Source organism: Bacillus cereus group sp. BceL062 (assembly GCF_051780025.1).
In the GTDB taxonomy this organism is placed as follows: Bacteria; Bacillota; Bacilli; order Bacillales; family Bacillaceae_G; genus Bacillus_A; species Bacillus_A toyonensis.
In genome coordinates this window covers 130,807-146,919 of record NZ_JBPWGY010000006.1, presented here as the reverse complement: position 1 = coordinate 146,919, position 16,113 = coordinate 130,807, and the positions used below count along the sequence as shown (strand labels likewise).

Here is a 16,113-nt window from a genome sequence, read left to right as displayed (position 1 = left end):
AGTACCCATGCTATTTTAACACTTAATCGATTATGTTTACAACTATATATATAGATTTATTTATTTTTTAAAATTATCATGTTGTGTAACCATAAGTGGTTAGCGAAGATGATGGGACAACTTAAGTATTGACTCAACCTATGGAGTATAAATGAGAAGATTCTTAGTCTTCACTCAACCACCAAACGTAAAGCGAATAGCTAAGATAGATAGAAAAAAGTTATATGATGCGGTGGATTAGAGAAGGTTGAGAGTAGTCTTGAACTTAGAAGAGGAATTTTTCCATTTGTTTATTAAAATTTCGCTCTATTAGATATGTGAACTATGGGTAATTTATTAAAACGTAACTTTTGAATTATATAATAAAAGAATATATAATTATATTGATTTTATTATATTAACTAGTTAAAAATGGGGAAATAAAAATGAAAATTAAATTTGGTGTGGTTAAAGATGAAAATTTTGATTTTACTTTTTTAGAAACAAAATTGCTGAAAACTTTTAAAGAAGTGGATCAGGTAGCAATAGTTGAAAAGGTTGAAGATAAAATTTTTGAAAAAGATGATGTGCAAATCCATTTAGCAGAAATTACTATTAATGTTACAGGAAAGAATATCGGATATAGATCGGTTTCAGCAAGTATATTTATTGTTCTAGAAAGTCTATCAATAAAGCTATTTAATATTAATATTAGTATACATTAAGCACCCAAATCGGATGCTTTTTTCTTTGTTATATAGAAATTACACACTAAACATATATTCACAAGCATTGTTATTACACGCTAAGGAATAATAATAAAAAGATGAGACCAATGAAACTATATAAAAACCAAAAGAATCCTAAGATAGGGAATGTTTTATGAAAGTTGAGCATGATAAACCTCCTTGGTGTATATAAAGGATTATAATACATCGTTGGTCTATTTAGAATATTAACCATGAATTGGATGGAATTGGGCATGGTTAAATCAATAGAAATTATACATTAAACGTATTTAATGAGTTTGCTAGGTATAAAGGTAATTGAGAATCATACAATGATACGGAAGGGTCTTTTCTAGCGTGTTAGTTACCTCAATGTATATGTATCTTTTGGCGCCTGGGCGAGGGCGCTTTTTTATTGCACATTATGATAAGGACAAGCATATTATGCAATAGGACGGAATCTTCGTGTCCTATTCAATGCTCAGGATAAAACCCAATTCACATTGAGAGCATCCAATATTGAGGGTGCTTTTTTTTATTGAAAATAATTTATGAATATATATAATATGATTATTGGATTAACATTTCAATATAAGGGGTACAAATTCGATGCGACGTAAAAAGGATTTGTTGAAACAATGGAAGGTGGATTTGCAAGCTGTTCAAAAAGAAAAGAGGATGAAGAAGAAGGCTAAAAATAAGAAATATAGCATTCCTGGTAATGCAGCGGGATTCATGAATGGAAAGAATACTTATCGTAAAGAGAATGGGGTATGGAAGCAAAGAAATAAATGACGTGAAGGTAAATAAGTTTTGTTAAATTAATAGCAAGTATTGTAGGCGCTTCCGTAATCTGGGTGGCGTCTTGTTTGTTGTTAAGGAAAGATAAGGATGAGGGCTATATAGATAAACGAAGTGGGTGAAATTGTTTTGAAAGTTATATTAAAAATCATCGGGATAGGGTTTATCCTTTTCTTAATTGGATTAGAAACAGGATGAGTTATATGGGGATAAAAAAACAATCGACCTTAATGAACGAAAATAGAAGTACAAAACAAAAGACTCGTCGTTCGCTACAATTTACTAGGTAGAAAGCGAATAACATGACAATATACAGGTTGCGAGAGGTAATTTTCATTCTCGATAGAAAATATATCAAAATATTCAAATGTTTTATAAGGAACATTAAAAGTTATAAATGAAAATAGAGAAAGGCTAACGTCTCAAAAATATTAGTTTTTAAGATCCTACCAAGATATAAATTTGCAGGTACGTCTTCGTATCAGTATGACGCGTAATACAATGTTTTTAGATGGTGGCAGTGCAGTGGCTGCCTCGGAGAAGTGAGATCCCTGGCAGATAACAATGAAGTACCTAAAGAAGCAAATATGTAGGCCCATTGAATTGAAAGGGGTACAAAGTCATAGCAGCGGTGGAAACAGCTCATTTTATAGAAGAGGAGGATGAGAAAAAATGAATGGATTATTAGCGAAACCCAACTCTAATCATCTCTTCATCTTCTATTTCAATTATGAATTTATATTCTTTATCCAATAACCAGTAATGAAAGCTGACTGCATCAATGTCAACTAGTGATTGAAATACTTTATCAAGATTTGTACTTACTACAGGGACTTTATAGTTATCCCATAGTATAAAAATCTGTTCATCAAAATCTGGTTTATTTATATTAATGAGTGAAATTAATTTTTCCTTGTTTGTAACTAATAATTGATTATCTATCTGGCCCCAATCTATTCTTCCGGAGACAGTTATAGGAAAAGATTTTATTAAATTAGTAGTAATCTGCTGGCTTTTTTCCTGGGAGAAAATTATCGTTTTGTCTCCGAGGGATTCAAGACATTCATTAAATAAAGGGTTTGTATCATTGCTAATTTTTGTTTTTAGTACTCTTAACTTTTGTTGTATTATCCATCTTCTTGAGGATCTATCATTCATTTTTATCATTCTTTCTACAATTAATTAGGAATTAGTATAGCATATAGAAAAAGCAATTAGGAAAGAAATTTATTAAAATAATGAACGAAACAGATCGTTATTTTAATTAAAAAGCGTATTATACAAAGGTGCTCGTTGAAAAGGTAACAGCTCAATACAAGGAGATACAGAGGAAACTACTTTAAATGAATTTTGGCATACGGCCTATCTACAGTATTATCGGAATATTTATTTTAAATCCAATTTACTTAAAGTGTACATACCGACAGATAAGATGACAGCACCTACTGCAGAGCCCAGCCAGTCTCTCCAGCCTAATGTATTTAAAGAGATATCTGATAAATCCATAATCAAGAAAATGGCAAACATAAATACACCAAATGCTAAGCATCCCCAAAACGTTTGTAAAGATTGAATCATCTTCTTACGGAAATTTTTCATATAAATCATCCTTACTAATATCGTATATTTTTATAAATAAATTATCGCATGTTGAAAGACTGAAAGTAGAAGATATGCAATATTACATATTAAAATCAACCTTTTGTGGTGAAAATTAATGAAATTGGATAAATAGAAAAAAGTTGCTAATTAAAGACTGGATAAGAAAAATACAAAAGAGTAGCCAGCAAAAGCTAACTGCTCATCTCCAAGGGGGTTTCAAGTAATACATATCAAGCAATTTACCAATTGAAAAGCGGGGATACATTAAGTTCTATATCACAACAATATAAGGTTTCAATACAGTTTATTAAACAAAACAATAACGTAGACGGAAATCAAATTTTTGTCGGTCAACACTTAAAGATTGATACGGATATTCCATTACAAGAAGTGGATTTAATGGCTCGATTAGTGAATGCAGAAGCAGGGGGAGAACCGCATGAAGGAAAGGTTGCAGTTGCAAAGGTAGTGTTAAATCGGGTTAACGCTAATGGATTTCCAAATACAATTAAAGACGTAATTTATGAACCCATTAAAAATGGTTATGCATTTACTTCTATTACAGACGGTAGAATTAATCAGCCTGCTACACAGGAAGCAAGAATGGCAGTAGAAGAGGCTCTCACTTCAAAAGGAATAAATTTTGATTGGCTTTATTTCTATAATCCCAAAACCTCGACTGATAAATGGATTACAACACGTCAAACCGTTGCACAAATTGGAAACCATCTGTTTGCTAAATAAAATAATAATATATTAATGGATTTCCAATGAGATAAGGAGAGGTTATTTTTGCGTGTAATACATTCACTATTAGCAATATTAGCAATTATATTTTTAATTTGTGGTGTTATTATTCACGAATATGTATTGGTGTTTTTGGTGGGGATTTGTTGTATGGTGATAGTAAGTTTTATGATTTCCAGTATACGTAATTGGAAGGTGAATAGGAAGCGCATTTCTATCGTGTATTTTTCTTGTGTATTAATATTATTGCTCTTAACAATATATCTTTTGTTTGTCACTTTTTATACACGTTCTTTGGAATTTTAGTACTTTTATTTGTATAGCAAAAACCCCTCAAATCATGTTCCTTTGATTTTTATTTGCCAGTTATGATTCAGTTTGTAATACCTTTAGAAAAAATATGTTCATTCTGTTAATAGAGAACCGGTATTGAAAAAATCAAAAATAATGATGAAATCCTCAAAAAATAATCAGCTCGGTTTAACGAGCTGATTATTACATCCAGAAATCCTCAAAGTCTACGCTGTAACCTTTTCTTTTTAAGGACCTAATTAGTTTTTGGCCATTCCCTAATGAAGGCTTGTATGTGTTTGAACGAGAAATACGACTAATTGTATTTTGATTAACTCCACTCCATTCCTTTAATTCGGTTTGAGTAATATTATTTTTTCTTAAAAATTTACCAAACTTTGATAATGGTTTCCCCAAGCCAAACATTGTGAACACTCCTATTCTTAAATCCTCTATTAATCACATCTTCTCCAAAGCATGATTTTTTTAAACAAAAGTGTTAATAATGTACAAGCCCCACGCAATATGATGTATCAAGGTAGCCACCATGGTATCTAGCAAACTAATTACCAAAGTAGATACCAAATCAACTAGCCTTTGAACTAGCAAAGTATCTACCACCTTAACTGTCAAGATAATGCTATCAAGGTAATAAGCGTATAAAACCTATATTTTATCTAGTTTGTTCATTCTGTTTATAGAGGGGGCATTTAAATGCGTGGTAGGAAGGAAACAATTTCTTTTCGTGAGTTTATGGATCGGTCATATGAAGATAAAGAAAAGAAAATACGTAAATACAATTCATTAAGTCCTTTCTCATTCCTTCATATGTCGGATCAGGTACTCAATACTTACATTGCGTTAGGCATAATGGGAACCGTTTTAATCGGGGCAGTCATGTTAGAAAAATATTTGGTACGACATGACTATATATCTGCAGCTAAATTTGTAAGTGAAGGAATTTATCACGGCATGCGAATTGGTGGAGTTTGTTTAATTGGATATGTATTTATTCACATCGTAATCATGTTTTAGGGGGGGAGTATATGAAACTGATTAAGAAGTGGCTTCTTATACAAAGGTTAAGGAATCAACTTATAGAGGTATTTGGAAAAGCAGGTCTATATACGGAACATCAAACACGTGGGGGGAAAGTACTTATTTATCCAAAGGTACATAATATTTCTTCTTCAGCAGAAAGTGTGAGATATGTATTTACCATACCAAACGGATTAGATCCACAGAAGATTGAAAAGAAGTGGTTTTGTTTCCAGCAAATATTAGGACGGAATATTACGATTGAAGGGGATGTGAAAAAGTTTGTCCTACATGTATTTGATTCGAATGCTGGGCTAAAGCCGTATACTTATTCTTATAAAGAATGGAAGTCACTATTAAAAGAGTACCGTTTACCTGTTGTTGTCGGTAGGGACCAATTCGGAAAGATGATTGCGTACGATATGATTGACTCCAATTCACCGCACTTATTAATTGCAGGGGAAACGGGAAGCGGGAAAAGTAGTATGGTACGTGTTGTATTATCAACCCTTATTCAATTTATGTCTCCTGAAAAGTTGCAGTTGTACCTTGGTGACTTAAAAAACTCTGAATTTCATTTTTTGCGTAGAGTGAAGCATGTAAAAGAAGTTTGTATGGAAGAAATCGAAATGAAAATAATGCTTCAAAAGTTATGGAAGGAAATCAGAGAACGAAGAAAACTTATGGAAGAATATGAAGTGGATCATATTGATGCGTACAACAAAATAAATCCTAATTATCAAAAACCATATATTCTACTTGCTATCGATGAGGTAGCTATGCTTAAAGATGAAAAAGAGTGTATGGCTACAATTGAAAAGATTTCAGCAGTCGGGCGGTCGCTTGGAGTCTTTCTTATGCTAAGTATGCAGCGACCAGATGCCAAGGTGTTAGATGGTAAGTTAAAACTTAATATGACTGTAAGAATTGGCTTTAAATGTGATAGTGTGATTAATAGTAATATCATGGGTACTCCTGGTTCAGAGTATTTAGAGCAATCTGGCCAAATGATTTTTAAACGAAATGGATTAAAGAAAGTGCAAGCACCTTACTTGTCACTATGTAAAGCGAAACAAATTATTGAGCCATATCGAATGCCTAAAGTGGAGAAAAAATCTAAAAAACCTCTGCAAAAAGAAATACCTTTATTCGGGGTGTTAGATGATGAAGAGTAGGGATATAGGGATTTTGAATGACTTGAAACGATTTAGGTGTATGTCTCGTGACGATATTATTTATTTACATTTTCAAGGATTAAAAAATGCAATAACTTGTTGTAATACAGTTATGAAACGATTAAGAAGAGATGGGCATGTTGATGCTAACGTATTGCAGCACCCATACATTTATTTTCCGCAACCCAGTTCTATTAAAAAAACGAGTCAAAAAATTCCTCATTTCCTAGGTATTGTGGACGTATACAAACAACTCGTTCATTATGAAAATCCTAAACTATTCGAAGTTGAACCAAAGTATGGAAAAGAATATATGGAACCGGATGCTTTTACAATATGGCGTAGATCGCCATTCTTTATTGAAGTTCAAAAGTCAGTGTATAGTAAAAAGATAATGCAAGATAAGATAAACAGATATGAGTTATACTTCCATAGCCAAGAATGGCATAATGAATCTTGGCAACCGAAAACTTCTAAATTCTTTCCTTCAATCCTTATCATTACTGAAAAACATTACGACGTTCAATCTTCTTATTTTCATGTATTCCAGGCCAATTCTATAGAGAGTTTTATAAAAAATTTAGCGGTAAAATCATAAAGAAAGCCTGCATAGTGTAGAACTGTTTCTTTTCAATAATGTATTAAGTCATGTGTGATGATGATTGTTAGACGGCAATAAATGCGATGAGTAAATTTGAAGCGAGTTATGAAATAGTAAAAAAATGAAGAAAGTAATCCTTTAAATAATTTTCAATGGTTAAACGAATATCTCATTGTATAGCACTAAGGGTGATAATATATCAAGTATGAAATAATTAGTTATTTGTGATGGCTGATTCTCTTACGTGGAGGGTTAGCCGTTTTTTTATTATATTTTATCTCTTAATTTTCTATATAAAGTATATTAAAAAGATAGGGTAAATCTTCTTCTGGAATGATACCTCCAAAATTAATAACTTGTACGATAATCTCTCAATTATCACTAAACCCATTCATATCAACAAGTTCTCCCACATATCCGTTTGTACCAATACCTTTTTAATGTACGCATAAAAAATGCCCTTTATCTTATCTTTATCTTATCTTTACCTTATCTTTAAATTTTTATATTAAACTTTAAACCTTAAAGTATTGATGTTTAAGTCTAAAAAGGAGCGGGAGATAGATGTTTATTACATATTTTATAAATAACCAATTACCTTTGAAAAATAGAATTTCTTATACGAGGAGGAATATATGAAGAATACGAGTAAAATACGAATTATTATATTATTGTTTATTAGTATTTTAGGTTTAGGAACAATGCTTGGAATACTATATCTTAATCATAAAACCAATATTCAACAAAATAAAGCGCTCGCAACCGAAAAACGTGTTTTGCAATATGAGCACACCTTGAAAAAAGAATTAGAAAAATATAATTTAGGAGAGAAAACAGCAGTTTTATTAGGAATTATGTATCAAGAGAGTAGAGGTGAGGGCAACGACCCTATGCAGTCTTCTGAATCACTGGGATTAAAGCCAAATGAAATTCAAGAGACAAGCTTGAGCATTAAACAAGGGGTAAAACACTTTGCTAAAATGTACAAATATGGAACGGAAAAAGATGTTAGCATGGAGACAATTATTCAAAGCTATAATATGGGACCAGGGTATATTGATTTTATCGCCAGTCAAGAAGTTAAACAACACTCGGAAGATTCGGCTAAAAAGTTTTCTAAGATGAAAGTTGATCAAAATCCAGCGTTGTACACTTGTGGTGGAAATAAAAATAATTTTAGGTATCCATATTGTTATGGTGATTTCACATATGCCACAAAGGTAAATGAAAAAACAAAACTTATTGAAAAACTTCTTCGAAATGTACATGCCCCTTCTAAATAAGCTGTAAAATGATACTGTCAGTCATCAACAATAAAATATTAGAATGTAACTTATATTTTAAATAATTATTTTTTGTTTATATTTTTGTTATGTTCTGATGCAGGATTCCTATAATAGGGGTCACGCAATATAGCTATCAGGCTAACAATACAAAATATCCCCTAAAATAAAAAAAGACGTTATTCTTTCTGAGAAATCATTGAAAAAAAACGTCTTTTTATCGATGTGACGGTATACTATATAAAAAATTTCAATCTTATTTCAATAAGGTGAAATAAGATTGAGACTCTTTTGTTATTTACTTTATGGATAATGGAATGGTAATCAAAAATTGTACGCCTTGTTTTGTATTACTCATAGAATACGTGATAAAAAGGGATTCTAAAATTTGTTTTACAATATATAACCCTAAGCCACTCCCTCCCGTATTTCGATTTCTTGACTTTTCGATTCGATAAAATGGTTTGAAAATATGTTGTATTTCTTCTTCTTTTATTTTGACACCTGTATTGATAACTCGTATTTGGATGTTGTTTTGTTTAGAATCCTTTGTTAACTTTATATAGACTTTTTCGTTATAAGGTGAATACATAATCGCATTATGAATGATATTTTTACAAGCTTTTTCTAAAAGAACATAATCCGTATAAACAAAAATGTCAGAATCGACTTCTTTTATTATTTGAATGCCTTTTTGAGAAGCAAAAAATTCGAGGTTTTTTGTGATTGTATCTATTGATTTCGAAAGATTTACTTCTTCCACTTGAAGTTTAAAGGTATGTTGTTCTAATCTTGACATGCTTAAAATTTCGCGAACCAGCTGTTCCAGATTTTCAATTATTCGGAAATTTTTCTTTAAATATTGGTCACGATTTTGATAAGGGCCGATATTATATATCATCCCTTCTAAGTATCCTTTCATAACAGTAAGAGGAGTTTTTAATTCATGTGCTACAATAGCAAAGAATTCCCTTCGCTTTGTTTCTATTTCTCTTTCTTTTTCAATATCACTTTTCAATTGAAGATTCGCTTTTTGTAAATCAAAAATTGCCTGTTGTAAATTGATGGACATATCATTCAAGCTATTGGACAATTCCCCTAATTCATCCATAGAACGAACCTCAATTTTTTCGGAGAAATCCAAGTTTGCCATCTTTTGTGCACCTTCATTAATATATATAAGTGGTTTAGTAATAAACCTTGAATAGAGATAAGCACTTCCTAAACCAATAACCAGTACAATGATACTAATATAGGGTAGAAAACGTACCAAGACCTGTGAAGCTTCATCGATCGGTTGAAATGTTGCGAACACCACAAGCGTTAAGTTAACATCTTGGAATTGTATTGGCTTGGTAGCCTCATATGAATTACGAGATTGAGCCAAACCCTTTATTGGTACTGTTGTAACAAAACCTTTTGCTGGAGTACCCCCCTGAACAGTACTCCTCTGAACAGTACCCCCCTGAACAGTACTCCCCTGAATAGTACTCCCCTGAATAGTACTCCCTTGAATAGTACTCCCTTGAATAGTATTCCCTTGAATAGTACTTTTAAGAAAAGGATAATAAATAACCCTTCCCTCATTATCTTGAAGATATATCATTGCATTATTTTTTTGTGCGTATTCATCAACAAGTGGTGTTGCATTTTGAAGCGTAAGATCTTTAGATTTATCAATTATTTCTTCGATTCCCGTTTGAAGCTGATCTGTTTTGTATTTCTCATAAAATTTAGGGAGAAAGAAGTATAAAGTTACATAAATTAAGGCTGCAAAGGCTAACAAAATGAGGGATGTAGTCATAAAGAGTTTATAGGTAATTCTCTTCATCTTCATGATTTTTACAATCCTATTCATCGATTTTATAACCAATGCCCTTTACTGTTTTAATATAGGGTATATCTAATTTTTTTCGTATGTTTTTCATATGCGTATCAATCATTCGTGTGTCTCCGGCATACTCATATCCCCAAATTTTTTCTACGATACTTTCTCTTGTGAGTACCTTTTTTTCATTTTGAAGTAGTAGTTGCAAAATTTCAAATTCTTTTGTCGTTAAGGGAACTTCAACCCTATTTACATATACTTTATATGCATCGCCATCGACATGTAGTTCTCTAAATACAAAATGATTATCCGTACTTTGATTATTACTTCTTCTCAGTACTGCTTCGACTCGTCTCATCAAAACATGAAAAGAAAAAGGTTTCGTAATATAATCATCGATTCCAAGATCAAATCCTTTCATTTGATCTTGTTCTTCTTCTAGCGCAGTTAGCATAATAATTGGTATATTTGACTGACTTCGAATCATTTTGGCAACTTCAAATCCATTTAGGTTTGGCATCATCACATCTAGAAGAATTAAATCGAAGGATTGCTTATTAAATTGTTTCATGCCCTCTAATCCATCTGATGCAACTATAACTTTATACTGTTGTGTCATTAAAAATTGTTTGATTAATTCTTGTATTTCTTGATCATCTTCTACCACCAGAATGTGATAGTTCTTCATAATATCACCTCTTGTAGTCATTATAACCTTCCAATCTGGAGTTGATGTGGAGACGTATTAGAAACACTATAAAAACTTCACAAGAAAACTACATGTATTTTAAACCAGTTCCAGATGCATGAGATAGGTTATATACATAACAAGACAGAGGGAGGTAATTAAGATGTCACTGGAAGCAAACATCATTCTTTCTTTATTAGATGTACAACTGTGGATGGTCCCTCATTCGAATAATAGACGCATCAAAGAGGAAAAACAAAAATTGAAATCAGCACCGTGCGTAAATAAATACACAAGTGTAAATAAAAGAAAGCTATATAAGTCTAGTGAACAAAAGTAGGGAGGATCAAATTGATTCTCTCTATTTTTGTATTCAATAACTAGATACTGAAAATCTTTACTATAACTCTAGATTAACTCCATATAGAATACAGATTAAGTTTGTATGATACATGTACCAAATAGAAAGGAATGATACATGGTGTTGACGATTTACACAATCTATCAAATTTTATCCCTTCCTTCTTATTTACACACAAACCTATTACCATCCATTCTCACGAGAATGCTAGGATCTAAGTTTATAACAAAAGAATAAATAATCTAATGGATGTTTATTGTCCTTTGTTTCCGCTTTTTGCAAAACACCTGTATAAACACGCATGCTACTATGTACATTGAATACTCTATTTGTTGAGAGCCGAATAGGCTCTTTTTTTAGAGACAAGCTCGAAGTGGGTTTGAATATCGTTATACATATATTCATAGGAAATTTCAAATATAATGTTACCTCTACGAAAAAACAGTTGATTTATGTTTAAACCATGTCGAAAGGTAAAATTTTCTTTTTTTGAAATGGTGATTCTTAAATATTACATTCATATATCTTATTTCAAATATCAAGATGAAAATATTCAATTGTAAATTAAAGGAGAAAGGGATGTTCACAATGGGACACTATGATATAAATCAAACAGAAAGCAATAGGAATAAAGCCTATAAAAAAACAGGGTATTTTTTCACAGGAATAATTGGTGCAGTGATTGGTGCAATTACCATTGGATTGACCACCCCTTATATAAATGAAATCAAAGGAAGTGCAGGTCAATCTTTTAAGCATAACGGAGTAAATCAGGCTACGCCGATCTCTTACAAACCAGAAGATGTGAGCAATCCTCAAAATATGATTGAATCTGCAAAAGAAGTTGTCGTAGGTGTCATTAACTATAAACAAAATGCAAATTCATTTAATACGCAAGATCAATCAGAAGAAGCTGGTTCGGGATCAGGGGTCATATATAAAAAAAACGGCAATAGGGCTTTCATTGTTACAAATAATCATGTGATAGACGGTGCGAATAAAGTAGAAGTGAAATTGAATGATGGTAAAAAGGTTCCCGCTAAAGTAGTAGGGACAGATCCATTATTAGATTTAGCGGTATTAGAAATTGACGGGGCAGATGTAAAAAGAGTCGCAACACTTGGAGACTCTGAAAAAATTCGTACAGGGGAAACGGTAATAGCCATTGGGAATCCATTGGGGCTAGAAGGTAGTGTAACAAAGGGGATTATTAGTAGCAAGGAACGAGAAATACCTGTTAGTACCCTCGGAAATCAACAAGTGGATTGGCAAGCACAGGTAATTCAAACAGATGCAGCTATTAATCCTGGGAATAGTGGAGGAGCTTTGTTTAATGAACGGGGTGAAGTCATTGGAATTAATTCGAGTAAAATTGCACAACAAGCTGTTGAAGGAATTGGATTTGCAATTCCGATTCATATAGCCAAAACAATCCTAGAGTCTCTTGAGAAAGATGGAACAGTTAAGCGTCCGATGATGGGTGTACAGTTATTAGATGTGGAGAAAATGACAGATTCTGCACGTAATCAATTAAAATTACCAAAAGAGATATCAAATGGTGCCGTGTTGGGGAATATCTCAAATCAATCACCAGCAGAAAAAGGTGGATTGCAACAATATGATGTTGTGATTGCATTAGATGGACAAAAAATAGAAAATGTCGTTCAATTCCGTAAATATTTATATGAAAAGAAAAAATTGGGGGATATAATTAAAGTAACAGTTTATCGAAATGGTGAAAAACTAACAAAAACCGTGAAATTAATGGAACAAACACGTACCACTTAACAGCCACCTTTTGGTGGCTTTTTCTATTTTACTAGTTTTATATGTACGATCATTCCATTCGTCCTCACTCCACATTAATGAACTGGCTCTCTACCAATTTTCAAAATCGATTACGTATTTTAATTTGTGTTCCAGTTTTTCTTGACTATATTAACGAATCACTACATATGCACTCCAGATAAGCCCTAATATCTTTAGATAATCTACTGAATATCTTCATATAAACTCCAGATAGTGTATTTAGAATAACAACTATCAAGGAGGTTAGGAAAAATGAATTTTATAAAACGCGCAATTCTCAGTATGAAAAAAAGAATAGGAACATCATTAATTTTGATGGCGGTCTTTCTGATTGTTACAAACTTAGTGCTGGCAGGATTTGCAATCCAGAATGCATCAAAAAAAGCTGCTGATTCAGCAAGAAAAAAACTGGGTGCTGATGTTACTTTAAGTCTTGATTTTGATAAATTAGGAAAACAAGCAAGGGAAACTGGAGAAGCGCCTAATCCGCCGCAGCTCAATACAAAAGAAACAGATCAATTAGCGAAGTCCAAATATGTTAAAGACTATAATTATATAACCCATAATTTCGGAATTGCAAATGGGTTTAAATTAGTAGGAGCTTCAGAAGGAGAAGATGAAGGAAAAGGAAAAGGTAGCGTTGCAATGGTTGGAGGATCAGGTTCAGGTTCAGAAATAGATATGAATTCTTCTCTTATAATAGAAGGAGTTCGCAAGACTTTATTACAAGAAAGTTTTAAAAATGGAAATAGTAAAATCATTGATGGGAAACCAATTACAGAAAAGATGCAAGATCAGAATGTAACTTTAATGGAAAAACGATTAGCGGAACAAAATAATTTGAAAGTGGGAGATAAGGTTAAAATTCAATCAGGGGATAAGAAGGAAACTCTTGAAGTTGAAATTATTGGTATTTATGAAACGAATGAGCAACCAATGGGTCAAAACCCCCCTCCTATGATGAATCCAGCTAATAAACTATATATGCCTCACTCTACTTTAAAGAAATTAGAAACAGATGAAGGTATGAGTAGTATTCAGGTCGTGTACTTATTGAACGATCCACAGTATATTGATGCATTTAAAAAAGAAGCAAAAAAATCTGATATTGATTTTAATTATTTTAAGTTAGATGCACATGATTCATTGTACAAGCAAATGATTGGCCCTATAGAAAATATCGCTTCTACGTCTCAAATGATTATCTATATGGTATCTATTGCAGGTGCGATTATTTTAGGATTAATCATTATGTTATCGATTAAAGCACGTCGTAAGGAAATGGGGATCTTATTATCTATTGGAGAGAAAAAATGGAAACTGATGGCGCAGTTCGTAGTAGAAGTAGCATGTATTGCTATTTTAGCATTTGGATTATCCCTAACAACAGGAGCTAAAGTTTCTCAATTCGTAGGGGATAACTTACTTTCGAGTGAAATTGCTACAGCAAGCGAAGAAAAAGACAATTCACAAAATGGGAGTGTAATGATGGTTGGGGCTGGTGGTACTCCACAAAACCAAAATGAAGATCCAATTGATAAAATTGATGTAAGTGTAACAGGAGAGGATTTAGGGAAAATGGGGGGAATTGGACTGACTATTGCTATATTAGCAACGCTTCTTCCGGCATTATCTATCCTACGCTTAAATCCAAAACAAATTCTTTTAAAAGATGAATAAGGAGGCTCGATATGGAGACAATTTTACAATTTAAAAACTTAGATTATTATTATGAAAGTAACGGCAAAAAAGTAACGATACTAGATAATGTGAATTTTTCTTTTCAAAAAGGGCATTTCTACACGATTTTAGGGCCATCTGGATCTGGTAAAACTACAACTCTTAGCTTAGGTTGTGGGCTGGATATACCTAAAAATGGTTATGTACTGTATAACGGAAAGGATATTAGAAAAATTGGCTTGGATCGATACCGTAATCAACATGTATCTGTAATTTTCCAATCTTATAATTTGATTACCTATATGACTGCTCTTCAGAATGTATTAACAGCAATGGAAATTACAGGTGTGAAGGTACAAAATAAAAAAGTAAGAGCATTAGAATTATTAGAGAAGGTAGGACTCACAGAAGTAGAAGCGAAACGAAATGTCTTGCAATTAAGTGGCGGGCAACAACAACGTGTAGCAATTGCTCGAGCGCTATCTTGTAATGTCGATTTACTAATCGCTGATGAACCAACAGGAAACCTTGATGGAGAAACAGCGAAAGAGATTATTGAGCTGTTTCAGGAGCTCGCCCATCAAGAGAATAAATGTGTAATTGTTGTTACGCATTCACAAGAAGTTGCAAAAATATCTGATCGAGCAGTTTATTTAAGTGAAAAGAAGTTAGTAGTAAATGAAATTAATAATAGTTAAGAAAAAAGTTACTATTGTTCTTAATTCACATAATTTTCAAAATTAAAATCTATGGATGTTAATATTTGTTATATAATGTATTTGTCAAAGCATTACCCCTGTAGTTTCTATGATGAATCTGTAAGATAGTTTGTTTGCCCCGTATATTCATCTTAAACTAAAAAGAACTTGTAGAGATTCCTACAGGTTCTTTTTGTTTTAAGGGTTATATGTGAATTTAAAATATAATTACAATTTTTTGAGGGGGGAAAAGTACATGTTTGTAAAAGCAGAAAGATTATTAATACGGAAATTTGAGTTCAAAGATTGGCAAGCTGTCCATGAGTATACATCAGATATCAATATTATGAAATACATACCTGAAGGGGTTTTTACTGAAGAAGATACAAGGAACTTTGTGAATGAAAACATTGGTAAAAATGCTAAGAACTTTCCTGTGGTATTAATAGATGAAGATATCCTTATTGGTCATATAGTATTTCATAAATATTTTGGTGAGCATACTTATGAGATTGGTTGGGTGTTCAATCCAAAATACTTTAATAAAGGATATGCTTCTGAAGCAGCACAAGCTATATTGAAATATGGCTTTAAGGAAATGAAATTACATAGGATTATCGCTACATGTCAGCCACAAAATATCCCATCGTATCGAGTGATGGAGAAGATTGGAATGAGAAGAGAAGGCTATTTTAGGAAATGTATACCACATGGGAATGAATGGTGGGATGAATATTATTACGCTATTTTAGAAGAAGAAAGTGTGCAAAAGAAGTGTTAGAAAGCCGTAGCATGATTGACAGA

At 32.3% G+C, this 16,113-nt stretch carries 16 protein-coding genes and 2 pseudogenes; 12 read left to right on the top strand and 6 right to left on the bottom strand.

Annotated features, from left to right (window positions below):
- Positions 1 to 425 precede the first annotated feature (425 nt).
- On the top strand, positions 426 to 704 hold the full coding sequence (locus ACS2MN_RS15925; RefSeq protein ID WP_098805709.1) for a hypothetical protein: 279 nt from the start codon (positions 426 to 428) through the stop codon (positions 702 to 704).
- Positions 705 to 1,316: 612 nt separating this feature from the next.
- The gene (locus tag ACS2MN_RS15920; protein WP_098805710.1) at positions 1,317 to 1,502 is read left to right on the top strand and encodes a hypothetical protein; all 186 of its coding nucleotides are present in this window, start codon (positions 1,317 to 1,319) and stop codon (positions 1,500 to 1,502) included.
- 690 nt (positions 1,503 to 2,192) lie between these two features.
- Here the strand turns inward: ACS2MN_RS15920 and ACS2MN_RS15915 are convergent.
- Both ACS2MN_RS15915 and ACS2MN_RS15910 read right to left on the bottom strand, forming a co-directional pair.
- Positions 2,193 to 2,666 (bottom strand): CDI toxin immunity protein, encoded by a 474-nt coding sequence (locus ACS2MN_RS15915; RefSeq protein ID WP_098805711.1) that lies wholly within the window; start codon positions 2,664 to 2,666, stop codon positions 2,193 to 2,195.
- A 228-nt stretch (positions 2,667 to 2,894) separates the two neighbouring features.
- A complete protein-coding gene (locus ACS2MN_RS15910; RefSeq protein WP_098805712.1) occupies positions 2,895 to 3,107 on the bottom strand; it encodes a hypothetical protein in 213 nt (70 codons plus the stop codon).
- A 219-nt stretch (positions 3,108 to 3,326) separates the two neighbouring features.
- On the opposite strand from ACS2MN_RS15910, the pseudogene ACS2MN_RS15905 reads away from it, so the two are divergent.
- Positions 3,327 to 3,854, top strand: a pseudogene (locus ACS2MN_RS15905) (cell wall hydrolase); the annotation flags it as partial.
- Between the two features lie 498 nt (positions 3,855 to 4,352).
- On the opposite strand, the gene ACS2MN_RS15900 reads toward ACS2MN_RS15905, so the two are convergent.
- The gene (locus tag ACS2MN_RS15900) at positions 4,353 to 4,574 is read right to left on the bottom strand and encodes a helix-turn-helix domain-containing protein (RefSeq protein WP_000467340.1); all 222 of its coding nucleotides are present in this window, start codon (positions 4,572 to 4,574) and stop codon (positions 4,353 to 4,355) included.
- Positions 4,575 to 4,862: 288 nt separating this feature from the next.
- Here ACS2MN_RS15900 and ACS2MN_RS15895 point away from each other — a divergent pair, with 288 nt between their 5' ends.
- The 3 genes from ACS2MN_RS15895 to ACS2MN_RS15885 are packed head-to-tail and all read left to right on the top strand — an operon-like array spanning position 4,863 to position 6,959.
- Complete coding sequence (locus ACS2MN_RS15895; RefSeq protein ID WP_346994655.1) at positions 4,863 to 5,183, top strand: hypothetical protein; 321 nt, start codon at positions 4,863 to 4,865, stop codon at positions 5,181 to 5,183.
- Between the two features lie 11 nt (positions 5,184 to 5,194).
- On the top strand, positions 5,195 to 6,361 hold the full coding sequence (locus ACS2MN_RS15890) for an FtsK/SpoIIIE domain-containing protein (protein WP_098805715.1): 1,167 nt from the start codon (positions 5,195 to 5,197) through the stop codon (positions 6,359 to 6,361).
- Complete coding sequence (locus ACS2MN_RS15885; protein WP_371411027.1) at positions 6,348 to 6,959, top strand: replication-relaxation family protein; 612 nt, start codon at positions 6,348 to 6,350, stop codon at positions 6,957 to 6,959. The genes ACS2MN_RS15890 and ACS2MN_RS15885 overlap by 14 nt, the downstream gene beginning before the upstream one ends.
- A 296-nt stretch (positions 6,960 to 7,255) precedes the next feature.
- On the opposite strand, the pseudogene ACS2MN_RS15880 reads toward ACS2MN_RS15885, so the two are convergent.
- Positions 7,256 to 7,381 (bottom strand): annotated as a pseudogene (locus tag ACS2MN_RS15880) (vancomycin resistance histidine kinase VanS); the annotation flags it as partial.
- A 216-nt stretch (positions 7,382 to 7,597) separates the two neighbouring features.
- Between ACS2MN_RS15880 and ACS2MN_RS15875 the strand changes: the two are divergent.
- On the top strand, positions 7,598 to 8,245 hold the full coding sequence (locus ACS2MN_RS15875; RefSeq protein ID WP_098805716.1) for a lysozyme family protein: 648 nt from the start codon (positions 7,598 to 7,600) through the stop codon (positions 8,243 to 8,245).
- A gap of 298 nt (positions 8,246 to 8,543) precedes the next feature.
- On the opposite strand, the gene ACS2MN_RS15870 is transcribed toward ACS2MN_RS15875, so the two are convergent.
- Complete coding sequence (locus tag ACS2MN_RS15870; protein ID WP_218963331.1) at positions 8,544 to 10,082, bottom strand: sensor histidine kinase; 1,539 nt, start codon at positions 10,080 to 10,082, stop codon at positions 8,544 to 8,546.
- Positions 10,083 to 10,095: 13 nt separating this feature from the next.
- Positions 10,096 to 10,761, bottom strand: a complete 666-nt coding sequence (locus ACS2MN_RS15865) for a response regulator transcription factor (protein ID WP_098805717.1) — start codon at positions 10,759 to 10,761, stop codon at positions 10,096 to 10,098.
- 163 nt (positions 10,762 to 10,924) lie between these two features.
- Here ACS2MN_RS15865 and ACS2MN_RS15860 point away from each other — a divergent pair, with 163 nt between their 5' ends.
- The 5 genes from ACS2MN_RS15860 (at position 10,925) to ACS2MN_RS15840 (ending at position 16,090) form a co-directional block, all read left to right on the top strand.
- A complete protein-coding gene (locus ACS2MN_RS15860) occupies positions 10,925 to 11,101 on the top strand; it encodes a hypothetical protein (RefSeq protein WP_180250214.1) in 177 nt (58 codons plus the stop codon).
- Between the two features lie 600 nt (positions 11,102 to 11,701).
- Positions 11,702 to 12,910 (top strand): S1C family serine protease, encoded by a 1,209-nt coding sequence (locus ACS2MN_RS15855; RefSeq protein ID WP_098805718.1) that lies wholly within the window; start codon positions 11,702 to 11,704, stop codon positions 12,908 to 12,910.
- Positions 12,911 to 13,183: 273 nt separating this feature from the next.
- Positions 13,184 to 14,611, top strand: a complete 1,428-nt coding sequence (locus tag ACS2MN_RS15850) for an ABC transporter permease (RefSeq protein ID WP_346994654.1) — start codon at positions 13,184 to 13,186, stop codon at positions 14,609 to 14,611.
- A gap of 11 nt (positions 14,612 to 14,622) precedes the next feature.
- Positions 14,623 to 15,309, top strand: a complete 687-nt coding sequence (locus tag ACS2MN_RS15845; RefSeq protein ID WP_346994653.1) for an ABC transporter ATP-binding protein — start codon at positions 14,623 to 14,625, stop codon at positions 15,307 to 15,309.
- 256 nt (positions 15,310 to 15,565) lie between these two features.
- Entirely contained in the window at positions 15,566 to 16,090 is a 525-nt protein-coding gene (locus tag ACS2MN_RS15840; RefSeq protein ID WP_098805720.1) for a GNAT family N-acetyltransferase, read from the top strand.
- Positions 16,091 to 16,113 lie beyond the last annotated feature (23 nt).